The sequence below is a fragment of the Saccharopolyspora sp. NPDC045941 genome (genome assembly GCF_056431445.1).
Genome location: NZ_JBWKKU010000011.1, coordinates 107,526 through 133,842 on the forward strand (window position 1 = coordinate 107,526; position 26,317 = coordinate 133,842).

The following is a 26,317-nucleotide window of genomic DNA, read 5'->3' on the forward strand; positions in this document are numbered from 1 at the left end:
GGTGTTCAACGAGATCCTGGCTGGTTTGGTAGCTGAGCAGCCCGCCGCGGGGGCATCGTCACAGACGCTGGAAGCGGGATCGTCACAGACGCTGGAAGCGGGATCGTCACAGACGCAGGAACAGGCGCTGGACGGCGCGTCCGGGTTGCCGCTGGACGACACATTGGTTTCGGGGGCACGGCGCGGGCTGTTGCCGGATTGGCTCACCCCAGACGAGCGCGACGCTGCGGCTCGGGCCCTGGAGATGAATGACGAAGAGCGCGTCGCCGTGGTCAACGAGGTCGTGAGCCAGTGGGAACTGGCCGCCGGCCAAGAAATGACGGTTTCCGTTCAGGGCCAGGAAGCCGAGTTCACTGCCGACGGTAGTCCGGGCACCCTTGGAGGCGACAGCGACGGTAGTCCGGGCACCCTTGAAGGCGACGGTGGTGACGGGTTGCTGTTTGGTGCAGGGCCAGACGACGCGGGGTCTAGCGACGTGGGGGAGGCGTTCAACGCTGACGGCACCAGTGGCGGTGATGTGAGGTCAGGGGACGCCACGGCTGTTTCGGTGGAGTGGACGCCGCGGGGGTTGCTGGATGCGGCGTATGCGCTGGATGAGGTTCGGGCGCGTGACTTGTCGTTGTCTGCGGAGCGGTTGGGCTCGGCGTTGGCTGACGTGCGGCAGGTTTTCGATGGCCGGGAGTTGAGTGATGCGGTGCATCGGCTGGCTGAGGCTGGGTCGGCGTATCGGGATGCTGCGTTCAGGATTGTTGCGCACGTGCTGGCTGAGACGCCGGCGGCGATGTATTTGCCGGAGTTCGCCGGTGTTGATCTGGATTCCGTCGTGGATCTGTTGGGTGTTGTGGCCGCACGGGTGCCGGCCTGGCCGGTGAGGTTCACGCCGGAGGGTTTGCGAACGGTGGCGGATCGCTTTGATGCGGCCGAGTCGGCGTTCCTCGAGGGGCAGCGGCGGCGGGGGACCGATCGCGAGCATGTCGTGCGTCTGCAGCAGGCACAGGCCGAGGTGGCTGGCGTCTTTGGCTGGATGACGGAGGCGCATCTCCTGGTTGGTCTGGATGAGGTGGATCGGGGTGCTGTCGGCAGGATCGTCGCCTATGCGCTGGCCGGTCGGCCGTTGGCGCTTGAGGTGCTCTACGCGACACCTCAGCTTCGTAATCTGGGCTGGGGTTCTGCGGAGGAGTTGGTGCAGGAAATCGCGGACAATGTGCGGCAGGTTCGGCAGTGGGGGGAGCTGGCGGGTGGAGTTGAGGCGTGGGAGTCGTTCTCCGGCGCGTTGGACCGTTCGCGGCTGAGGTCGCATCGCGTTCCGGAACTGGCGTCGTTGGGCATGGTCGCTGATGTCCGGGTTCGGTTGGGGGATCTCGCACGGAATGCGGAGGAGCCGTCCACGACCGAGTTTCTGGTGGTGTGGCACCCGAGTGGTGGGCAGGGCCAGGCGGTGCATGTGCGCGGATGGGAGGCGCTGAGTGGTGTGCTTCCGGATGCGCTCGGTGATCCCGGTTCCGATTATTGGGTGTACGGGCTCGATGCTGGGGGGCGCCGGATCGACCCTGGGCACGTTGCCCCCGTGATGCCCGTGATGGCGGGGTGGACGGGTGCGGCGTTGGAGGCGCAGCTGGCCCAGGTCAGCTCTGACGAGGCCGGATGGCTGGCGCGGCTCTCCGCGGCCGAGAAGTGGCCGTATTTCAACGGGCTGGGTATCGCGAACCGTCTGATCAACAAGAATAATTTCGGGTACATCAGCCCGGCGGCGGCGGCTTTCCGCAAGGAGTACCCCAGGGACTGGGGCAATCTTGTGGAGATTGCCAAGCGAGCGCACGCGGACTCGCAGCCGGCGCTGGCGTTGTTGAGGGGGACGCCTGAGCTGGCTGGGCTGGTGCATGAGGGCTCGTCACGGGTTCTTTTTCGTGGGTTGGTGCCTGTGTTGACGCATGTCGTGCGGGAGGGGTACCAGCGGGCGGCGAACGAGCCGGGTGATCAGGGTGGGCAGGAGCGTGTTCTTGCTTGGGATGCGTTGCCGGCCATTACGGTCGCTGGGCTGGAGGATGCGGCGAATCTTCTTGTTCGTGAGACTGATAGCGATCGCTGGGATGTGCTGGACGCGGCTCACCCGCTGACCGAGCGCGGTCGGGAGTGGAACGCTGAGTGGCTGAAACGTGGCCAAGTCGCGGCGAAGGCCTTCTGGGCGAAAACGTCGGATGCTGAGACATCGAAGATTTTGAAGAGGCTGCCGTCGGTAAAGCGGGACGCGGTCGAGGTCATCACTGCTCATGTGCTGGCGGGTAACCCGTTGGCTTTGCTGATGCTGGCGAAGACCGGGGCGTTCCGCGACGCCGACTCCTGGGGGCCTGTGCCCGAAAGGTGGTCCACTTCATCAACTGCTGTCGATGTGATGAAGGTCTTCGCGACCTTGGTGTCTGCTGAGCCTGTGGTGCCCGGGCAAGAGGTTTCCCGGGGCGCAGCGGCCGACCAGCGGGATGTGGTGCCGTTGAGCGCCGAGTGGCTGGTTCGTGCGGTGGATCAGCTTCGCACGGCCGAGCGAGACATATCGGTACGGAAATGGCTGGATCGCGCCGAGCAGCTGCGGACGGCGAAGGAATTGGTGTGGGTCGCGTACGGCGAGTTGAGCGATGACGACCTTGGTGCTCTGAATGCGTTGGATCCGGTGGTTCAGCGTGCGGTCAACAGGCTCGTCGCCGAGGCATTGGCGGGTGTGCCGGAAGCGCTGCAGATCGTGCGGGCTACGCCGCGGCTTGAAGAACTTGGCTGGGACCCCGATGTGGAGTCCGATGGCGTCGCCGTTGCTTTGTCGGCGCTGGAAGTCGTTGCTCGGAACTCGTCGGCGCCGGAAAGCGCGTCCCCGGCGTCGACGGTGTTGCCGGTGCGGTCGCAGGGTGCTGTGCCGGTGGGTGACGGGCGGGTCGGCGCGCGGGACAGCGACGGTGATGGTGGCGCGCCGCAAGTGCTGCGTGACGCGCCGAGTCGGCGCCTGAGGTGGGCCGAAGAAGAACCGGGGGAAAGCTCCACCGGTCCTGTCCGGGACGACGTCCCGACGTTCTCTGACGACGACGTCTCCGAGGGCTTCGGGGACGCTGACGGCTCCGAGTTTTCCGGCGACTCGGGGGATGTGTCGGGTGATAAGGGCAAGGAGGTTGTCGGGCGGCCGCGGGTTGCTACTGCGCAGGCACCGGGTTCCGGGCGCGGGGAGTCGACGGCCGGTGCGGGACAAGAACTTGAAGGCGACAGCGACCGTGGTGACAGGTTGCTGGGTGCTGGGGTTGGTGATTCTGCGTCGCTGGACCGCCAGTCCGAGTCGGTCGTGCGGCGGTTGGAGTTGACGACGCCTGGTGGGTTGGAGTCCCTGGCGGGTGCACTTGAGCTGCGTGAGGCGGAGCTGAAGTCGTCGTCGCTGGAGGAGGACATGGCGAACGACCAGCGCCTTACCAGCGCGGGGACGGGGATGGGCCCGGCTTGGAAGTCAGCCGTGGACAGGGGGCTGGTCCCGGACGCTTTGAGCGGGGTGTCTCCGCAGGATGTCAAGACGGTGGCCAAGCATATCGTGGCGAAGACGCCGTTGGCTGTGCAGGCGGTCGGGACATCGGAGCTGGCGGGCCTGGTTAACAACGGGGGTGAGAGCCGGGTTCCGCTGGTGGGGTGGCTGGCGGTGCTGGCGCACGTGGCTGAGGGGTCAGGGAATGTTGTTGCCGGTGGTGTCGAGACGCCGGATGGGCGGTTGACGTTCGAGCGGTTGGAGAAGGTTGCGCGGCAGCTTGGTGATGCGGCTGAGGTGGAGCATTGGGCTCTGCCGCCGACGGGCGAAGTACACGACGAGACGAAGCGGGAAGCTGCGACGAAGCGGGAAGCGAAGCGGGAAGCTGCGGCATGGCATCTGGCCAAAGCCAAGCTTGCGGTGTTTGAGGCGTCCAAGAAGGAGGCGTCGGAGGCATTAGGGCGGCTGCAGTCGCGCGAGCAGGAGGTTGTGAAGACGTTCGTCGCGCATGTGCTGGCGTTGAAACCGGTGGCGTTGCGGGTGATGGCGAAGACCGAGGCATTCCACGCCGACGAGTCGTGGGGCAACACCGACGGACGGGTCCCCGACCTGGGAAAGTTCAAAAAATCCAGGGAGGTTGCCGCAACCTTGCTGAACCTGGTCGCCGGGGCTCTCCCGCAGCGGGCGGTTCCGGGTGGATTGTCGCAGATGCCGCAGCCGGGATCCGCCGAAGGCCAGAAGGCTGCGGGTCCTTTGCCTGCGGGATTGCGGGAGGTGGTCAGCGCTCTGGACCAGGACGAGCTGCGCCACTTGCAGTCGGCTTTGAGGACGGGGAGGTCGGGGCTCGAGCGGCGGTCGGCTTTGGCCGAGCGGCGGTCGGCTTTGGCCGAGGCGAAGCGGAAGGTGGCCGGGGCCTATGACGAGCTGAGCCTGGAGGACCATCGGGTCTGGGGCGGCCTGGACCCGGTGGTTCAGAGCGCGATCATCAGGTTCGTCGTCGAGGCATCGGTGAGTGGCTCGTTGGCGCAGAAGATTGCGCTGCGAACGCAAGAGCTTGGTGGCTTCGCCGCCGCCGGTGACGTCGAGTCGTTGTTGGGGGCTGTTGTTTCGGGGGGTAAGGATTGGACGTCGCTGGCGGCGGCCGCGAAGGAGCTCGCGCCGGAAAGCGGCGGGCGTAAGCGGCAGCGTGCTGCTGTGGAGCAGGCCGGTCCTCAGGTGGGTTCTTCGGCGAAGCGGCAGCGCGGTGATGAGGCGGCGGGGGATTCGTGGACGGGGGGTGTGTGGGACAGGGCGCGGGTGCTGTCGGCGGTGTCGGTGTTGGAGGCGCCGGGCAGTGGTGAGGCGTGGAGTGGGATTTGGGGCGAGTTGGGTCCGCCGGGCGGGTTGGACGCCTCTCGGGCTTTGGCGGGTGAGGATGGGGAGGTTTTTGAGGGTGTGGCGCGGGTGGTGTGGCTTCGGGCTAATCGGGGCGAGGCCGCTGAGGTGGTGTTCAACGAGATCCTGGCTGGTTTGGTAGCTGAGCAGCCCGCCGCGGGGGCATCGTCACAGACGCTGGAAGCGGGATCGTCACAGACGCAGGAACAGGCGCTGGACGGCGCGTCGGGGTTGCCGCTGGACGACACATTGGTTTCGGGGGCACTGCACGGGCTGTTGCCGGGTTGGCTCACCCCAGACGAGTACGACGCTGCGGCGCGGGTCCTGGAGATGGATGACGAAGAGCGCGTCGCCGTGGTCGACGAGGTCGTGAGTCAGTGGGAACCGGCCGGCCAAGAAATGACGGTTTCCGCTCAGGGGCAGGAAGCCGAGTCCAATGCCGCCGACGACGGTAGTGCGGTCACCGGCATTTCGCCGCTCCGTGGCCTTGAAGGCGACAGCGACCGTGGTGACAGGTTGCTGGGTGCTGGGGTTGGTGATTCTGCGTCGCTGGACCGCCAGCCAGAGTCGGTCGTGCGGCGGTTGGAGTTGACGACGCCTGGTGGGTTGGAGTCCCTGGCGGGTGCACTTGAGGTGCGTGAGGCGGAGCTGCGGTCGTCGTCCCTGCAGGAGGACGTGGCGAACGACCGGCGCCTTTACAGCGTGGGGTTGAGGATGGGCGTGTCTTGGAAGTCAGCCGTGGACAGGGGGCTGGTCCCGGCCGCTTTGAGCGAGATGTCGGAGAAGGTTCTCATTCTCAGGACGGTGGCCAAGCATATCGTGGCGAAGACGCCGTTGGCGGTGCAGGCGGTCGGGACATCGGAGCTGGCGGGCCTGGTTAACGACGAGGGTGAGAGCCGGGTTCCGCTGGTGGGGTGGCTGGCGGTGCTGGCGCACGTGGCTGAGGGGTCAGGGAATGTTGTTGCCGGTGGTGTCGAGACGCCGGATGGGCGGTTGACGTTCGAGCGGTTGGAGAAGGTTGCGCGGGAGCTTGGTGATGCGGCTGAGGTGGAGCGTTGGGCTCTGCCGCCGACGGGCGAAGTACACGACGAGAAGCGGGAAGCTGCGGCATGGCATCTGGCCAAAGCCAAGCTTGCGGTGGTTGAGGCGTCCGAGAAGGAGGCGCCGGAGGCATTGGGGCGGCTGCAGTCGCGCGAGCAGGAGGTTGTGAAGACGTTCGTCGCGCATGTGCTGGCGATGAATCCGGTGGCGTTGCGGGTGATGGCGAAGACCGAGGCATTCCGCGCCAGCGGGTCGTGGGGCAACGCCGACGGATGGGCCACCGACCTGGGGGATTTCAAAAAATCCAGGGAGGTTGCCGCAACCTTGCTGGACCTGGTCGCCGGGGCTCTCCCGCAGGGGGCGGTTCCGGGTGGGTCGTCGCAGATGCCGCAGCCGGGATCCGCCGAAGGTCAGAAGGCTGCGGGTTCCTTGCCTGCGGGATTGCGGGAGGTGGTCAGCGCTCTGGACCAGGACGAGCTGCGCCACTTGACGTCGGCTTTGAGGACGGGGAGGACGGGGCCCGGGCGGCGGTCGGCTGGGTCCGAGCGGCGGTCGGCTTTGGCCGAGGCGAAGCGGAAGGTGGCCGGGGCCTATGACCGGCTGAGCCGGGAGAACCCTCAGGTCTGGGGCGGCCTGGACCCGGTGGTTCAGAGCGCGATCATCAGGTTCGTCGCCGAGGCATCGGTGAGTGGCTCGTTGGCACAGAAGATTGCGCTGCAAAAGCAAGAGCTTGGTGGCTTCGCCGCCGCCGGTGACGTCGAGTCGTTGTTGAGGGCTGTTGTTTCGGGGGGTAAGGATTGGGCGTCGCTGGCGGCGGCCGCGGAGGAGCTCGGTGCGGCGTCGGAAAGCGGCGAGCGGTCGGTGGCGAGTGGGGTTTCTAGGAAGGGGCGGCGTAAGCGGCAGCGTGCTGTGGAGCAGGTCGGTCCTCAGGTGGGTTCTCCGGCGAAGCGGCAGCGCGGTGATGAGGGTGCGGGGTCTGGTTTTGGTGCGGGATTTGGTGGGTTGGTGTGGTCGCCGGAGCGTGTGGTGGCCTTGGTGGCTGGGTTGGATGCGGCGGAGGAGGGCGCGTTTGTCGCGGAGCGTACGGCTGAGTCTGTGGCGTTGGCGCATGGGCGGATGGACGCGGAGGTGGAGGGTGTTTTTGCCCGTCTGCCCGGTGATGTTCGGGAGGCGGTGGATCGGTTTGTGGGTTATGTGTTGGAGGGTCGGCGGTTTGCGTTGCGGGTGGTGGAGCAGACGCCGCAGTTGCAGGGGGCTGCTGGTTCTGCCGAGTCGTTGTTGGGGGCTGTGGCGGCGGGTTTGGCGTGGGGGGCGTTGGAGGGTGGGTCTGCGGCATGGGACGGGTTTGCGGGGGCGTTGACTGGTCGGGGGGCGTCGTTTGATGGCGGGGTGATGCCGGGGTCGTTGGAGGTGGTTCCGCCGCAGCAGGATGTACGGGAGGTGCTGGATGCGACGGTGATGCATGCGTTTACGGAGGGTCGGGTTGCGGCTGAGGCGCTGGTGGTGCGGTGGCCCGAGAGCGGTTTGGAGGGTGGTGCGGGAATTCGGGCGTGGCACGTGCCGGCGATGGGGCAATTGCCAGCTGGTCTGAGTGATGCGGATTTCCGGTACTCGGTGGTCGTGGTCGATAATCAAGGGCAGAAGCTTGATCTGGTGGTCGATGACGAGGTAGCGCCGCCGGGGCAGTTGCACATGCCGGAGGCTGCGCCTGCCGATCCGAACATCGCAGCCGCGCGTGGTGTCCTCGACAAGTTCGCTGACATGAACCAGTTGGAGGAGAGTCGGCCTCTGCATTATGCCGCTGCGGTCGACGCGATTAGCCAGCTGTTGAGGAATGGCGAGTTCAGTGACGCATATATCGACGACGATGCTCGGTTGATCGCGCGTGGGCTTGGAGTGCTTCGTCCTGCGCTGGTGACGTTTGCGCCGCCTGAGGTGGTTCTTGGAGACGGTCAGGCCCGGTTGACGAGTGCAGACGACATCTACGCGGTCGCAGCGGATCTGAGTCCGGATTACAACGACCTGACGATCGCGCGGCGAATCGTCGACAAAACCAATCTCTTTGACACGTCGGTTGATCTCGGGAGCACGGTTGGCCGTCGCGTGGGATCTCAGTACGACGCCGTTTCCCGTCTCGTTGCCCATCAATACGCGACGAACCCCAACCTGAGGTGGAACGAGAAGAATCTGGAGCAGTTCGCGGTTGGTCTTGGCCTCATTCTTGGCACGGTCAATCCGGCGTGGGTGGTGCAGTTCGAGGGGTTGGGCGGTAGCGGCCCTGATCAGGCCGTTCAGGAGACGCCAGCGGAGCCGGTGCAGTACGACCCGGAAGAACTTCGCGACTACTGGGAACAGCAGCAGCTGTCCGGGGGTGGGCACGATCCGGCCGGGGCCGGCCCGTCCACTCAGCCGCCGCCGCGGCACACCGCACCCGATTACGTGGTGGGATCACAGCCCGGTCTGGAGTGGGAATTGCAGGGCGTCGTGCGCCTAGTGCAGGATCGCTTCAAGATCCAGATCGGGACATTGCGCGGTGTTTCCGGCTGGGACGAGGTCGTACAACGTCTGCAAGCGTCTGACAGCATCCGAGCCAACGGGGTGTTGTTCGACAGCTCGAACGGCGCGGCGTGGGGACTAGAGCGCGATCAGGCGGAGCTGTGGGCTTGGCGCGGCGGCCACGGGCAGCCCCTGTCGGAGGTTGCCGAAGTCGCGGAAGGCGCCCTTCACCTGTTCGTGATCGACGGCAACTACAAGGTGTTGCACGGCACCACGGTGCCCGTGACGTACCCGTCGGTCCCGTCTGAGGCGCTGAAGCGCGATAACGTCCGAGGCGGCGCGACGGCGGTTGACAGTTTCACCGAGGCGACGGGACTGGATCCGGAGGTACAGACGTTCCCGGGCAAGGCACCGGCGTTGTTCCGGAGCCTGTGGGAGTTGGCGGAAGCCGCGGACTCGTTTGATGCACTGGTGCTCCGGGAGGTGCGCGGCGGCGTCACCGAGGCATGGCATCTGACCCGGCAGGCCGTGCTGGCTGGGGAGACCCCGCCCGAATTCGGCTCTGAGGCACTGAACGAGCCGGTCAGGTACGGCGTTTACGTGGCTGCCGATGGCATGAGGATCGCCCACGACGTGGTGATCGATCCCGCGACAGCCCCTGCGGTGCTGTCCGAGCATGTGCTGGTTACGCGCATCGACGGCGGGCGGTTGGCGGCTGAGGCTTTCGAAGCGGCGACGGGCAGGTCTCCGGAGTTGCGGCTACTCGGCGGGAATCCCCGTGAGAGGAGGGCGCGTCTGCGTGCGGCGGCCGTTGTTGCCGATCTTGCCGGGGTCGTGGTGGCGACAGCTCCCGTCGCCGGGAAGGCGTGGGTGCTGACCCGGGAGCAGGTGGCGCGTGAGGAATTCGGGCCGGAGTTCTTACGGAGCGGGGTCGACTACTACGCCCACGCGGTCGACAGCGCGGGCAGGACGATCGACCTCGACCTGGACCAGCTGTCGCGCACGGCGCAGGCCGAATACGCTCCGCTGACCTGGACGTTGGAGGGAATGCGTCAAGCGGCACTACGCCTTGCGATGCTTGGGGAACCACGGGACGACATTCAGCGACACGCTGAGTTTCGGACGAAGGTGGAGCAGGCGTACCGCGCCTTGCGCGCGGAGTCGCGGGCCTTCCTAGCCGCACTGGACAAGCCGGACCGGGACGCCATCACCGCGATCGTCACCGACGTGCTCTACGGCACCAAGGAGGCGGCGACGATGCTGGTGGCGACACCGGAACTTTCGAGCTCCTCTTGGAGGTCCGCCACCAGCTTGCTGGACGCTTTCGCGACGCACCTGCGGACGAATCGGCCTGCTCACTTTGGTGAGATCGCCCCGCAGCTGACGGTTGCCTCCTCTACTACTACTGCGGCGGCGCTCGCCGGGGAGGAATCAGCAGATACGGCGGCGCCGCCTGTGCCGGTGGCGGTTGATCGGGTGATCACTCGTCAGCAGCTGATGGAGAACGTGGTTGGGGGGCGTGAGGCGCGGCAGGAATTCCAGAGCGCGCTGCGTGATCTGGAGCTCCCGGTCGTGGAGCCGGAGCCGGTTCTGTTGAGTTCTGATGCCGGTGATGCTCGGCGTCGCCTGGAGAGTTTCGCAGAGGGGGATGCTTTTGCTCAGGCGGTGATAGTGCGGCGGCCGCGGTCCGGGGGGGCTGCGCAGGCTTGGCGTGTGACTGTTGTGGAAGTGCGGATGTGGGTGGAGTTCGACGATTTCCCTGAGGGTTTTGCGGAGAGTTCCTCTGATTACTTCTTGTACGCGGTCGATGATCAGGGGCGTGTGGTTTTTGGCAGGTCGTCGGGTACGGAGTCTGTGGCGGAGGAATCGGCCGGGAGTGGTGTTCGCGATGAGGTGGAGTCTGGGGTTGATCACCCCGGTTTCCCAGCCGATGGGATGCTTACCGAACGGGCCCGCAGGATCCGGCGTCGATGGCGTTCCTGGCGCCGCGGTTACGATCGGGTCCTCCGCCTGTTCCGCCGCATCCGGCATGGGTCTCCGCTGGTGCGGTCGCAGGGAACCGTGCCGGAGGATGAATTGGTCAGGGGCGATGATGTCGCGTCAGGCCCGATCCTGCCGAGGCGGACGCCCGATGTGATCGACAACGACACGTTGGCGCGCCTGGTACCGGGTGGCCAGGAGGCTAGTTCGGATTTCTTGCGGGAGACGCAGATTTCTCCCGTCGAACCTCCCCACATGGCGCCGCGCGCGGCGGATGTTCTCGATGGGCAGTCTCCGCGGCCGCAGACACCGAGCCAGCAGCACGGGGAGCAGCAGGCTGCTCCGGATTCGGTTGACGGGCTGACCTGGACGCTCGACGACTTGGCCGCAGCGGCGGAGCGGCTTCGGGACGCCGAGAACGAGCGCCTGTCGCCGGAGGAGCGAGCCAGTGCCGAGAGCCGCTTCGACCAGGCGATGAAACAGGTGGAAAACGCCGGCGCCGGCACGACGCTGACCAGGCCGCAGAAGATCTTCCTGACGGGCCTGGCACCGGAGTACGTCGAGGCCATCAGGACGATCATCGCTCTCGCGTTGATCGGCAGTCCGGCGACGACGGGAGCGTTCGCGAGGACGCCGGAGTTGAACTTTGCCCACGGGCGCCAGGCTGACGTGTTGCTGAAGACCTTTGTGCAGCAACTGCTGGATCATCGGCCGGGATCGTCGGCGTCGGCCGCGCAGGTGCCGGCGGCGGAGACCGCCAGGCGGTCGGACGGGGTGAGCTTGCCGTCGGTTGAGCCGTTGACGGTGCGGCCCGCGCCGGAATCGCCCGGCGGGTGGGGCGGCGCGCGGGACAGGTCTTCGGGAAACGACGGATCTTCCGTGGAGTTCGATGAAACCGCTGCCGACGATCAGGTGATCGAGCACGAGAATCCCGACCAGGAATCGCGTGCGAACGCGGCCGGCGTCGCTGGTGGTGAGGTGATCACCCGTGAGCAGCTGAGGGACAACGTGGTCGATGGACCCAAGGCGCGGGAGAACTTCCGGCAGGCGCTGAGGAATCGACGCCTGCCGGACGCTGAACCGGAGCCGGCCTTCTTCAGCGACGATGCGAATATCGCCAAGGCTTTGCTGACGGCTCTGGCCAATGCCGGTGCGTTCGTCGAGGCGGTGGTGGTGCGGCTGCCGAAGACCGGGGCGTCCGAGTTGGACGGGCAGGCATGGCATCTGAGCGTCGAGCAGGTGCGGGGCTCGGAATTCCCGGCCAACTTCGAGGACGCTGCCTCCAAGTACTTCCTGTATGCGGTACGCGACGACGGTAGTGCATTCACCGGCAATTCCCCGCTCCCCAGCCTTGAAGGCGATCCTGGGGTGAGGTCGGAGGTGTCCGGGCCTCGTGTCGGTGGGCCGGGGCCGGAGGTCATGGGTGAAGCGGGGGGAAGCTCGGCCAGTCATGTCCCCGACGGGTGGGTCGGCGCGCGGGACAAGTCTTCGGACAACGACGGATCACCCATGGAGGTCGATGAAGAGGCGCCCGCTGAAGTACTGGCAGTGGAGCCCGGTTCCGGGTCGATGAGCGCGCAGGACGCGGAATGGGTCCGCCGGATGTTCGCGGGTTTGGAGCTCCGGGCCGCGGATGCTTTCGCGCGCGGGGAGGTCAGTGACCATCCGACGCGCGGTCCCCGGCTGTTCGGGAACACCCGGATTCGGCCGGTTCCGGCGGCGTTGGACGTCGATCTGATGGAGTTGCCGCTGCGCCAGGTGTGGGGATTGTTGAAGCGCGCTGACATGATTCGTTCGGAGTTGCCGGACGAACCGTTCACGCCGGAAGCCCTCGACGAGGCTGGGCGGGACGTCGTCATCTTGGAGTCGAACTGGACAGCGGCTGACCGTCAGATCCTGCAGGAGCTTCCGGAGGAGTTCCGAACCGGTACTCGGCTGCCCGCCAAGCGGGAGATCGCGGTGGCGCGGTCGGCGATCTGGCTGGGTGGCCCGCTGGACGGTTCGTCGCGGACGACGAAATTCGTCGAGGGCTTGGCGGCGACACGGCGCAAGTTCAATGGCCCGATGGTCCTCTTCACCGACGTTCCGCGGGCGGATATCACCCAGGCGTTGAATGGGCTCGCGCTGCGAGGTGATCGGCTCGACAGTGTGCGGCGGATGGTGCGGATCGCCGGGCAGCTTGGTATGTGGGTGGTCAATATCGACGAGCTTCCGCTGGCGAAGGTGTCCGCGCCGGTGGTCGAGCGGGTCCTGATGGACCGGACGAAGAGCAGCCCGTACGGCTATGTCCAGGCCAGCGATGCGTTGAGATGGCTGTTGAGCTTCGCGCTCGGCAACCTCTACCTCGACGGCGACGCCGTCCTCGATCGGCCCCAGGTGTTCCAGCAGGTGCATGTCTCGGATGTCGGCTACCGCTTGCTGGAAAGGCAACGCGAAGAGCGGGAGGACACCGGTGGGTTCGTCAACAACGACGCGATCCTCATGTCCAGGGGGCACCCCAAGGCACTGGGTTATCTGGGTACATATGCCCGTGCCGGAGAGCTGACACAAATCGACCTGTTCGGAGATCGGCTCTACAACCGGCCGGCCGAATTCTTCGACGAGAATCGCAAGGGGATGTTCTGGCATGATCATGGTTCGGTCACGGGCAGAACGGGTCCGGGCTTGCTGGCGAGTGTCCGGCGGAATACTGGCAAATTCCACCTGCTTCCGGGCGTGAGCGGAAGTTTTGCCAATTCGTGGGCGGCCGCGGTCGTCCCGTCAGCGGAACCGAAGATTGTCCAGGAGGATCATGCGAGGTCGGAGGAGTTGGTGGCCAAGGTCGCCGACGTCCTGATCTTGTATCTTTACAACCGGCCGCACGACATGTTCTACCCGGCGGTCAGGAATCTGCTGAGCCGGCACGAGAACCCTCAATTGGTGTTGCAGGCCGCGAGTACCTTCATCGCGAGTGTTCCGGCGTTTCGTTCCCGGGCCGCGTCGGTGACCAACGCGGAGTTCCGCAATCGCGAGTGGCACCACGTGGCGACGACGGCCACGCTGGAGGAACTGTTCACTGTGACCGGTGGTGACGCGCTGACGTGGCGTGGCTACCTGAGTGGGCCGGCGCAGCTGAAGCGTCCGCCGGCGGAGCTGCTGCCGGAAGGACTCATCACGGCGGGCGGGTGGCGAAACGCCCTGACGCCGGTCGCCTCAGCGCACGAGAACAGCCTGATGGACTCGCTCCTGCGCTGGCGAGTGGCTGATGAGGCGGGGCACTGGTGGAACTACGGCATCGCGGCAATGGGGCCGGCGCTGCTGAACCACCTTGATTTGCACAGGCGTATGCGCTGGGCTCAGACGAAGGTCGCGCTCGACTTCGACGACGTGAGGGACATCATCGAGTCCGTCGACTTCGAGCGGGTACCTGGCGGGGTGGACGCGCTCATCCTGATGTTTTCCGGAAAGCCGCACGTGACGGCGGTCGTCGCCGGCAAGAAGGACGGCGAGTGGTCCCGTGCCTGGAACGTGATGTCGTCACCCCAGAATGGTCGCCCCCTTCTCGTTGACACGGCGAACTTTCAGGAGGATGGGGAACTGCGACAGGGCGAGTTGCGAGCCACTCTGTCCGAATATGACGAGTTGTACGCCTCCGCGGTCAACGTCGATGGCACCCCTCTCACGGTGGCGAACGCCGGGGGGCAAGCGAACGCCGGGAGGCCGCGATGGGATCGGAACCTGGCCCTTGGCATGGCCGCGCACCTGAAGTCGCTGGAGTCTCGGACCGAGGCCGGCACGGACGCCCTGCGCGCAGCGCAGGCGGAGCGCCTCCGTGCGGCGTATCAGCGGTTCGACAAGCGTCCGACGGACGACGAGCAGGTCTTGGTCGCGACGAGGAGTTTGTTGGGCGGTCTCGGCCTGGAAGAGGCCGTCGAAGTGATCACGCTGCACGCCTGGCGGGGAGCCGAAGCGGTGAGACGGCTGCTGCCATCCGGCTTGCCGAGCGATCTGAGCGAGTTCGTGCCCGCGGTGGCGAAGATCATCGCGTTGGACGTGGCCGGGGCGATGGAGTCGCCGCCGTTGGATCACCTGCGCGAGGATGCCTCCGCTGAGGAGATCAAGCTGACCGTCCGGCGGCGAGTTGGCCAGTACCTGACCAGCCTGTACGAGGCTGCTTCGGGGTTCACGAACCTCGACGACATTACCGACGAGCAGGTGCGCGAGGACCGCACGCGGCAACTGGAGCACGCCAGGCGTGCGGTGGCTTTGATCGATGGCGCGGCCCTGCGTGAGCGTGGTCTGACGGCGGAGCAGCTCGCGTTGATCGTCGCGCAAGACCTTGACCCGCTCGATGAGGTCTCGTCCGCCCACAACGTGGTGCGGAAGATCGCGGGGCGCCTGGGCATCGCGATCGCGGAGCCTGGCAGTCAGCCGGCACACGTGGTGAGCGGGAACGTCCCGGCAGGTGTGGTGCCCGCTGGAGGTGCGGTAGGTCTGGATCGGCCGGGCGGCGGCTGGACTGCCGAGGGCGTCGTGTCTCGGGCGTTGTCGAAGGGGGAGTGGCCGTACTCCGGCGATGCCCTGCATTCGGAGCCCTCGCGCCGCCTCCGGGACACCGTGAAGAAGCTGGTGCAGGATGCGGCGCCGGGCGCTCTTGGCGGTCGGGAGTTCATCGACGGCAGCCTGGGCAAGGCCGTTGTGGTACTCGCCGCGCATGAGCTGTGGGATCCCAGCCGCCGCTCCCGCGGCTGGGAGGTCGCGGTGTCCGATGCGGCTGATCTGGTCCGGGAGGTCATCACGGACCTGGCGGGTGTGCCCAACCCCCAGGAGGTGAGCCTCGAGAGCTTCGAGAGCCGGGACGAGGCACGTGCGTGGGTCGACATCAACGCCGAACACATGCGGCAGATCGGCTCGTTGTTGCACATCCCCGGTGCGTTGTGGCGCCACCCGGACTACGACATGTTGTGTGTGTATGCCTTGGGGGCCTTGTACAACTCGATGAAGACGGGTGAGCCGTTCAGGTTCGATCCGACGGGCGATCTGTCCAGGCGGGTACTGTCGTCCGATGTCGTGCGTGAGTTCGGGGTGGGTGGTTTCACCGAATACGACGGCAGGCGGAACAGCCTCATTGATGTTGGTCGTGAGCTGCCTGAACGCGGCGTTGGCGTGGCTATGTGGACGGTCAATGGGAATCAGTACCACCTGGTGGGGGTCTGGCGGAATTCCCGCGGGCAGGTGTGGGCGCTCGATGCGTCCACGGGGTTGCCCGCCGCATTGCCCGGCGGAACCTACTACTTCGGTGTTGTCGACGCGAGCAAGCTGGATGGAGGGCTCATCCGGTTGCCCGGTCTCAAGCCCGGCAGCGATGACGGGCGCGACGCGCAGCGGCGCCTCACCGAGATCGTGGAGCCCGGGCTGCGCCGGGACCGGGTGTCCGCCTATCCGGCTGTCGACCGTGCGACGTTGGAGGAGCTCGCCCAGGGTGACGGTGCGATCGGTGAGTTCCGTGCCGCTACGGGTCGTGATCCCCGGCCGAGGGTGATCGCCGCCGGTGATGACGTGCGGGGAGTCTTCACGCGGCTGGCGGGGCAGCAGGATGTCGATCAGGTGTTCCTGCTCGAAGACGTGCGGGGTGGTCTGCGGACGTGGCGGCTGACCGGTGACGATTTGCGAACGGGGAATGTGCCGGACGGCTTGGGCGGCGACGACGCCGTCTACTTCGTTGACGTGGCCGATGTCGATGGAAATCTGATCGAGGTCGGTTCGGAGCCGGACGCCGGCCTGGTGGAGCAGTCGGCGGGGACCGTGCGTGAGCTGGGGCGGCTCACGGACCTGATGTACTTCGTCGACGACGTCCGCGGTGCCCGCCGGGCGGTCGCGGAGCGGTTCGGTGGGGCGTGGGAACTGGCGCGGGTGGTAAGCGAGTTGCTGCCGTCCAGCAACGAGCCCGGGTCTGATGTTGTGGTGCATCATCAGCTGCGTCGGCTGGGGGACGTGGTGCGGTTCCTCGACGCCAGCACGCCCGGCGCGTTGGTGGGCTACGTGGGTGGGGACGACGCTGCCGTCAAGGTGACCGGTGCGGCCCCGGAGACGGTGCGCGGCTGGGTGAGTGGTGTCGTCCCCGAGACCGGAGATGCTGGGCGGCTGCGGCTGGCCGCGCTCGAGAGGGTGGTCAAGACCTTCGGTCGGCCGGCGAACATCCAGCGGCTGGACCAGCGGCTGGCGGACCTGACCACTCAGCAGCGCAGGCAGTTCAACCTGCCCGGGGACGTCCCCAGGTTCAGTGACGTGCTGGCGGTGTTCGCACAAACTCCGGCGAGTGACCGGGTGCGGTTCGTCGACGACCTCGCACGCGTTCTGGGCCTCGTCGAGTCGTCGTCCGGGGAACAGCGTGGTGGCGGCTTTGTGGGCGGCCACGAGCGAACGGAGCGTTTGGAGCGGACCAATGCCCCGGCCGAGGCCGGCGGCGGGTGGGTCGGCGCTCGGGACGAGTCCTTGGACGACGACGGATCCCACATGGAGGTCGACTCGGCCGCCGTGGTCGCTCCGGACGATGTGCTGATGGGGGAGTTGCTTCGGTTCTTGGAGAACGAACAGGACGCGCCTTCGGTTCGGCTGACGCCTTCGGTTCGGCTGACGCCTGAGGTGCTGCGTGACGCGGCGGAAATGCTTCGGGCGGCCGAGCCGCCGCGGCTGCCGCGGACGGACGCGGAAAAGCAGGTTCGTGAGGACCTGCGCACGGCGGGAAAGAACGTCACGAAAATCACGGCGCTGGCGGCGCTGGCGCAATCGGTGCAGGATTTCCGGGCCGAGTACCAGACGACGTGGGATCACATCAGGTTGATCGCCGTCCATGCGGCGGCAGGCACGGCCGCGGCGCTTGACCTGCTCAGGAATTGGGGCTTGTTCCAGGGCCAGCTGACCCCAGTTTCAATTGAAACTGCGGAACGACTGGGTCGGGACGATGTCGCGACGTTGCTGGCTGACTTGATGCGGCGTGTGCGCGAGCTCGTCCCCGCAGACTCCGGTGGCTCTGGCGATAACGCGGGCGAGGTGAAGCGCAAGAGTGCCTCGGAGATTCGGGGGGATGCGTTAAAAGCCGCGTTCCTGGCGAATCCGAATGTGCTGTTGGAGCCGGAAAAGTGGTTGGGCCTGGCGGGCCAGACTTCGTTTGAGAAGTCTCTCCCTTATGTGCGGAAGAGTCTTGGTTCGGGCCCTGACGCGGCGGGTTGGGTCGTGTCCAGGTCTGGGAAGTACATGTTCGTTCCTGCGAAACAAAATGCTGCGGTATCGGATGTCGTGGGACCGAGTGGTGATGGTGCGGGGTCGGTGGGGGATGGACAGGGCCGGTTGAACTGGGATGCTGTGCTGTACATGCCCGAGGTCAAGGTGTTGGCGGAGTTCGTCAAGAATCCTCGGAGTTTCATTTCATCGGCGAGGGTCGATGCGCTGCACGGCCGAAAGTCTTCCAATAGCTCTGTCACCGATATCAATGGGTTGTTGCTGGCGAATAATGCGGGGCGCATCTTTGTTGCCAATGATGACGTGTGGGGTAAGGGGTTGATATATGCGTCGACTGGCGCGGGGGATCGGTTGTTGTCGATGGACGAGATCCCGGACGTCACTCGCACACAGTTGTGGACCCATCAACGGTGGGATGGGTGGGAGTTGCTGGTGGGGAATGTTTGGCGGGTGTGGTTGAGTGACGATGCGGGGCGGTTGTTGTCGGACCTGCAAGCTCACCACCCGCGGCTGGTGGATGAGTCGTCGACGCGGGCAGTGGACGAACTGAACTCGGTCGGCGCCGAGACAGGGGTGGGGGAGCTGGTCGCGCGCGATGGCGGGAACCTGCGGCTGGAGCAGGCCGGGCATGCGGCGACGTTGACCAAGTTGGATGATCCGGAACTCGGCGAAAGGAACTACTCCGCGCAGGAGGTGGCGCGGAGGAAGCGGGGGCCGTCGGAGCCGGGGGAGGCGCGCGGTGTCAAGCGTCAACGTGCCGAGCGGAGCGCGGTGCAGTTGGCGTCGTTCAAGCAGATTGACCCGGCGTCTTTCGCGACCCCGGCGAAGCGGTTGCTGGCGTTCTATCAGGCGAATCCGAGTCGCCCCATACCTATGCGCATTCTGAACCAGGTGGGGTGGCCGGAAAAGCTGGGCAATCCCGTCCCTAAAACCACGTTCTCTGATAGCCATGCTGTGGTCCAAAAGAGCTTGGGTGACGGAGGGTTCGGCGCGAGCGGCTGGATTGTCGGCGAGCACCGTGGTGACGAGACGGCTTATCGGTATGTGCCCGCTATGCCGGTGGTCGATATCGCTGGGCGAACGGGGCACCGGTTCACCGCGGTCGATTGGGGGAAATTATTAGACGCAGGCGAGTTGAAGATGCTGCATTTCTTCGCGTCGAATCCGATGCGGGAGTTCTCTCGTGCTGACCTTCGGAACGGTAGCTGGGGTCCGAACTCTGACGTCAAAGATCATGCTATGTATCAAGTACTCTCGCGAGTCAGCATGGTGTTGAGGCGGCATGGTGCCGGAATCATCATTTCGCACACTCCCCGAAAAAAGCGTGGTGGTGAGATTTCGTGGTGGTATACGACGACCGGTGCGCCAGGGGATCGGCTGGTTGATCCGTCCATGATCGGCGATCTGGTGACCAGGGTGCGGCCGCGGGGGAATTCGCCGCGGGGTGAGGGGTTGTTGATGACCACGCCTGGGTGGTGGGGGTGGTTGAAGCGGGATGAGTTCGAGGTGATGCGTGCGCTGGCAGCCAAGCCGGGTGAGTGGTTGAAGCCTGACGTTTTCGAGGAGCCTTGGGACGAGGTTGTTCCCGCCGGGCCGGATCGGATCCAGAAGCAGTTGAACGCGGTCTTGATGCCCCGGCCCGAGTCGGGTGGTGGGGAATCGGTGGGTTCGGGTCGGGTTGAGGTTGACGAGCGGGGGGTGATGTTCGTTCCGGGTCCGGGTGCGGTGGACCTGAAGTTGGAGGTGGCGGGGGAGTCGTGGGTGGGGGGTGTGTGGACCAGGGAGCGGGTGTTGTCGGCGGTGCAAGGTGTGTCGGCGCTGGAGCGACCGGGCCTTGGTGAGGTGTCGGATCGGATCTGGGCCGAGTTGCGTTCGGTGAGCAGCCATGACGCGAGTCGGGCTTTGGCGGGCGAGTCGGGGAAGGTCTTTGACGGGGTGGCGCGGGTGGTGTGGCTGCGGGCTAACCGGGGGGAGGCTGCTGAGGTGGTGGTCGAAGAGATCCTGGATGGTCTGGTGGCTGAGCAGGCGGTTGCGGGGGCACCGTCACAGACGCAGGAACAGGTGCCGGTGCGGGTATCGGCCGAGGCGAGAAATTTGTGGGTGGGGGGTGCGTGGACCAGGGAGCGGGTGTTGTGGGCGCTGAACGAGGCGCCTGGGCCCGGGTTGCCGCGGGTGGACGATCCGTTGCTTTCGATCTCGGTGCGCGGGATGTTGCCGGAGGGACTTGAACTCACCGAAGACGAGTACGACGCTGTGACGCGGATCGCGTGGCATCGGACCGATCACGGCGACGAGCTCACCGCCGTGGTCGACGAGATCGTGAGCGGTCTGACCGCCGAGCGGGAACTGGCAGGCCAACAAATGACGGTTCCCGTTCGGGGACAGGCGGCCGAGTTCGGTGCCGACGCCGGCGGTAGTGCGGTCACCGGCGGTTTCCCGCTCGGCAGCCTTGAGGGCGATCCTGGGGTGGGGTCGTCCGGGCCTCGTGTCGGTGGGTCGGGGCCGGAAGAGGCCACGGGTGAGTGGTCTGGTTGGCCGGAGACGCCGGGGCCGCGGTTGCGGTGGGATCGGGATCTTGTTCTGGGGATGGCGGCTCGACTGGCGGCTGGGGACCGTCGTGGGTTCGAGCCGGAGGATGCGGTTCTCGCGGATGCGGTGCGGGCGGCGTATGAGCGGTTCGACGAGCCAAAGCGTGGTCTCGAAACCCGGAAGTTCTTGGGTCGTCGTGGTCTGGCCGATGCCGTCCAGGTGATTGCCGTGCATGCCTGGAAGGGGCGTGCGGAGGTGTGGTCGTTCTTGCCTCCGACGTTGCCGCGTGATTTGAACGCGTTTGTGCGAGCGATGGCGAACGTGGTCGCGCAGGACGTGAAATGGGCGATGGGGGATCCGGTCGCGGCCGCGCACCTGGGTGCCGGCGACGGCGGGGTGGTGCGCGAGCTGGTGATACGGCGGGCGGTCGGCCAGATCTTGTCCGGTTTGAGCGAGGTGGCCCGGAAGTTCACGGATCTGGACGGCCTCCCTGCCGACGTCCGGCAGGAGCGCGCGACGCAGTTGGCGGCGGCGCGGCGGGCCGTGGGAGACGGCATCGATCCGGCGCAGCTGTTGGACAATGGCTTGACCTTGGAGCAGGTCGCGCTTGTGGTGGCGGATCAGGTGGATCCCGCGCGTGCGGAGGAGTCGGCGCGTGACGAGGTGCGGTTCTGGGCGCAGGCGTTGTCTGTTGGCCCTCCGGCGTCCGGGCAGGCCGGGGCGCTGGTCGGGGATGTGCACGCCGTCGAGCCAGAGCCGCCGGTAGCTGTCGACGCACCGCGCGATGCGGGGGATGGCGTCAAGGAGTCCTCGCCCGATGCGCTGGATCTGCAAGGCATGAATCCGGACGAGGTTCCGGATCGGGCGAGATTGCGGGATGACTGGCTGAACGACGAGGAGCATCCGCGGAGCCTGGACCCGGGGGATGAGGTCGCGCGGCGGCGGTGGGAAGCGGCACAGGACCTGCATTTCGCGGACGACAACGAGCGCACGCGGTGGCGCGACGGGCTGGAGTCGTGGGCGGCCAAGCTGGGGACGCGTGAGGCATCGCAGGCAGTGGTGCCGCCGTCGAGCCAGCCGGTGCGAGGATTGCCTACCCCGGCGGAGACGCTTGGCAGGCACGCATTCGCCATGAACTTGCGTCGGCCGGTGCAGGGGTGGACGGCTGAGCTTGTGGTGCGGAGGGCAAAAACCTGGCACGGGCCGTTCGAGGAGGGCGTGTGGTCGCGTGCGGTGGGGCTGGTGCGGGATGCGGCGCCGGGTTCGCTTGGCGGCCGTGAGTGGGCCGATACCCCGGTGGGTGCGGATGTGGCGAGGATCGCCGCCATCGCGATGTCGTGGACCGGTCGGCCTTTGTCGGACGCGGCGCGGTCCTATGCGGACGAATTGATCCGGGAGATCGTCACCGATCTGCTGGGGTTGCCGAACCCGCCGGAGGTGACCCGGGATGCGTTCAGCCGGGAGGAGGCGCTGCGGTGGGTCGCCGTCAACGACGGGTTCGCGTCGCAGGTGGCGGGGTTGGCGCACCATGCGGGTGGGTTGCGGCACCACGAGGACTACTTCTACACCTGCGTGCTGGCCACGGCGGCGGCGTACAACTCGCGTCAGCGGGGGGAGTTGTATTCCTTCGGTCCGACGACGCAGCGGGTGTTCACGGAAGAGGACGTCGTCGAGGCGTTCAAGATCGATGAATTCGTGCCCTACGACAAGGCCGGTCTGCTCAGGGAACTGGGCGAGCTGCCTGCCCGGTATTCCGGTCTGATTCTCATCGAGAACAGCGAGAAGCCCGGGGAAAGCCATCTGATCGAGGTGCGGCGGACCCCGCGCGGCCGGCTGGACATCATGGACAGGCGGACGGGGCTGCCGGCCGAGTTGCCCGACGGCGACCAGTACACCTTCAAGCTCGGCGAGATCGTCGAGAGCAGGCTCACCGACGGGCTCGTCGAACTGGACGGGCTCCAACCGGCATCCGCCGACCGGCCCGATTCCCGCCAGCCCCGCCAGCTCGTGCGTGAGATCGGTGAGGGCAGGCGGGACAAGGTCCGGCTCGGCTACCAGCCGACGCTGAAGGCGATGCTGAACGAGATCAGCCTGGCCAGGATCGCCAGCTTGGGCATGGACGTCGACCAGGTGGCCGGGATGATCGAGCGCCGCTACAACGTGGAGGCCGCGTCGCAGGTCAAACCGATCGACGAGATCGTGTGGGAGGTCGCGCACGACCTGAAGGTCGTCAAGCACCGGTCGCCGGACCTGCCGGAGCCGGTGGACGTGCCGATCAACAACGAGGCCGGCGACCCGGCTGCGGCAGCGGGCACAAGGCCGTGGCTGTATGGGATCGAGCTGTTCGAGAAGATGCACGCGGATGTGCGGCGCGGTGAGACGGTGCACGTACTTGACGACGGGACGGTGGGCACGCGGACCTACCGCGTCGTCGCAGCGGGAGCTGCCGAGCAAGCCGCGAACACGGTGGGCGAGCAGGTGCGTGCGGGGTTCGACTATGCGCGCGCCGTGCACCTCGCCGGGCAGTCGCGACCAGAGGATCTGCCGGCCGGCGAGGATCTCGCCATCGTCACCGAGCCGGGGGCCGCGGGGATCGTCCCGCCGCACGAGGCCGACCCGGCGACCGAACAGGTGAGGATCTCGGTCCAGGAGGACTTCAGAGCCAACCCGCCGGAGCAACCGGCGGAGGCACCGGAGGTCTGGACCGTCGAGGACGTCAAGGCTCTGGCCGAGAAAGTCAGCGCCACCAGCGGTGACCGGTATTCGGTAATGCGGATGGTGCTCGCCGAAGCCAGCGTGAGACTGCTGGTTGACATGGTGGATGTGCAGCAATTTGCCAAGGCGGTCATGTGGCACCACCGCGGAGACATCCGGGACCGTTCCGCCGTCCGTGCCACGGTGAAGAAGATCGCGGCCGATCTCAAGGCGAGCAAGGCGAACGGGCGACTGATCAACGACTCGACGACGGTCACGTTCGAGGACAGTCGTGGCACCGCGCTCTCCGGCAGGGATGCGGAGACCGCGTCCTACGTTGGCCTGACATGGATCGACAAGGCGTTCCCCGGCGATCGAGAGCGCGACGGAGCCGACTCCACGCAAAACGCATCGAGTGCGAGTTCCGGCGTGGAGCCGGGCTCCGGCGCTGTGCGGCGGAATCTGCCACGGATCGTGCTGCACGTCTACGGGGACGCGAGCGAGCGCGGCCCCCACAGTGGACAGACCAAGGCGGAACGGGTTGTCGCAATGATCCGCGATGCGGTAGGCCTCGTGCGCGGGCTGTATCTCGAAAGCGGCATGCCGCTGTCGGGGGCTCCGGACCCACGGGATGTCCCAGTGACGGTGGTGTCGCACGGAGAAGACGAGTTGCGGGCGATGTCGGAGTCGTCGGCGAACCTCCTGCGGCGGCAGGTGCGGATCGAGCTTGACGACTCGACTCCGCGGGCCGAGAGCGAAAGGTTCGACACGTGGCTGCGGAACCAGCCGGACACCTTCCCGGTCCGTGACCTGAGCGAGCAGTGGAAGGAGGAGCCCCCGGTCGCGCCGAGAACGACGGAGGAGCGACGGTTCCCGCAGTTGCCGGATGACCAGCGCGTCGATGAGCAGTCGGAGCTCATGGTCGCTCTGAATTCGTATGAAGGCGGGCCTGGCGTCACCCCGGCCGTCTATCAGGGCATCCTCGGCGCCCTCGAGTTGCAGAGGAACTTCCACGGCGATGACGCCCGGTCATTCGTCACTTTCTCGCCACAGACGGATTCCGGCATCGAAGGGCTGGCCGCGATCATCGCGCGAGTGCGTGGCGCTGGTGCAGGCGCGTTCTCCGTCATGCTCGGGTATGGCGCGCCCTTCAAGGGGCGTGTCCGGGTTCTGCTCAACCTGGGTCGAGATGAAAAGGGCGAGCAGGTGTACATCGTCGATCCCGCGAACGGGGACAAGCTCAGGGTCGAGAACCTGGAAACGGCTCCCCGCAAGGAATTCGAGAACCGGCAGAGGGACGGGGTCACGGTTCGGCAGGAGGTGTGGAGGCATGCGGTCCGCTCTGTGTCGGTGAGCGACGAGAACTCCGTGCGGTGGGAGATCAAGGAGATCAAGGAGATCCGGCAGAGCCGCTTCGAGTCCAGGATGAGGATCCAGAATCCGGTCACCCGCGTGGAAATGCCGGATGACGATCTGCCCGGACTCTTGAAGCTCTACGAGGTCACCGTCGACGCCCGGGGCAACCAGGTGATCGTCGCCCCGGCGGAGCCGAGGTACTGGCAAATCACCGACGCACCGGCCACGGCGTCTCAGTTCGGGGGACTGCGGTCGGTCAAGGCCGAGGGACTCGTCGAAGCGCTCAAGGCGTACGAGAAGCACAGCCGGAATCCGTCGGATGTCATCGCAGGGCACACGCTGGAGCAGTTCGGGATCGGCGACGTCGGGGTGCGCGAGGTGCGTCAGCGGATGATGATCGCCAGGCACGGCGATCCGGGGCGGCCGGGTCCGTTCGCGATCATGTTGGTGCACGCGCTCGAGGAACCCCGTCCGGAGGCCGAGGTCGGTTCCCATCGTCGGAAGGGGCCGCCTGGGCTGGTGCTGCCACGCGCATACGTCGTGCGTTTCGACGGCGATGAGCTGACGATCGTGGACCCCCGGACCGGGGTAGTGGCGTCGCCGGCGGACTTCGGCCACGCCGGCGTGATCGAGGCGGCCGGTATTTCGGTGTCCACGCTTGTGGCGGACCCGGTCGACGCCGGCGGCGAATACGTCAGCCCACCGGAGAAGCCCGGTGACGCCGGGAATTCCGGTGCGCGAGTGGGCGGCGGGCCGGGCGACGAGCCGGTGACGGAGGACGACCCCAATCGGCCGTTCGGTGCTGGACAGTCGGGCTCGGGCGGGGGATCCGGGTTGCCGACCGAGGTGACAGGCCCCAAACGTCAGCTGGCGGATGTCGCCCGCGAGCGCCCGGTGTCGGTGGCGGATTGGTCGGAGTCGGATCTGCGCGCGGAGATCGAGCGTGCCAAGGAGGTGGCGGAACCCGGCGATGTCGCGGCGGCCGACATGGTTGTGCGGCACACGCACGATGTCATCAAGTTGGCTCGCAACGATGCTCGCGTGCCCTTGGCGGATGTGGTGGCACTCGTCGCTGCTCAGCACCCCGGCCGCAGCCCTGAAAACCGTGCTTGGGCCACCGAGTTCTCCCAGACGCTGGCGGAAAAGCTTGGCACGCAAGGAAACAGCCTGCGCATCCACGCCGGAGCAGGGCCGTTGCCCCCTCAGGAACCGTATCCCGCGCCAGACGATTACACCGAACTCGGGCTACCAGTGCACAGCCGGGCGGCCAACGGCCGCTGGGAGATCAGCGGAGGATCCGAGTACGGCACGCACGTGGCATGGCATCGAGGCGCGAACCTGTTCGGCATGCGGGTGGATCAGCTGCCTCCCGGCAGATACGTGACTGACGAACACGGCCGCGCATACACCGAAATGCCCGTGTTCGAGTGGTATCTCGGCTCGTTGACGGGAAACCCCATCGCATACAGTCTGTTTCGAGCCACCGACCCGCCCGCATCGTCGACGCGCCTGTCCTCCACGCCACCAGAGGACCCGTCTCAAGTTGCGATGCCCGGCACGGTGTTCGGCGAAACGCCCCGTTACGCAATGTGGCGGCAGGACGACAACACGCTCTACCGCTGGAGCAAGACAACTCCCGAACAAGTGGTGGAGGATGGCGGCCTCCTGCCGAAGGGGACAGGCGCGGACCGTCACCTGGCGGAATTCGTGTGTATGTATCCTAGGGATACGAATTTCCTCAGCACTACGCGGAATCCGTACGCGATGGTACGTGCGGCCGATGTCAACCCCGGAGTGTCGCCGAGTCGCGACCCGTACATGTACTGGATCGGCGCACCTGGCGGGATCGATGTCAATGCCACGCTGGGCATCGCGTCACCTTACCCGGACCAGGAAGAAGTGACCTTCATCGGCGGAGTTCGACTGGAGTACGTGATGGGTTATCAACGCGTCGTCAACGCACGTCCGGTCGGCCCTCTTCTTCCAATGCCGGGCGCAAGCTAGCGTGTCGCGCCCGTTAGTTCATCGGGGGTTGCGGCCAGGCGGTGGGGTCGTTTCCGGGAGCGCTGGCAAAGGGTGGCTGGAACTTCGACGCCAAGGGTAAGTCCGATCACGAGGTGCTGCGGTCCGCAGGGC

The 26,317-nt window shown here is 66.4% G+C and carries 1 protein-coding gene (running past one end of the window); it reads left to right on the forward strand.

The features are described 5' to 3' along the window. Window positions 1-26,185, forward strand: the 3' portion of a protein-coding gene (locus AC07FN_RS11545; protein WP_478395562.1) for a scabin-related ADP-ribosyltransferase. The gene continues 23,870 nt to the left of window position 1, outside the view; 26,185 of the gene's 50,055 nt are visible here — the last part of the coding sequence; its start codon lies beyond the left edge, outside the window; its stop codon occupies window positions 26,183-26,185. Window positions 26,186-26,317: the final 132 nt, after the last annotated feature.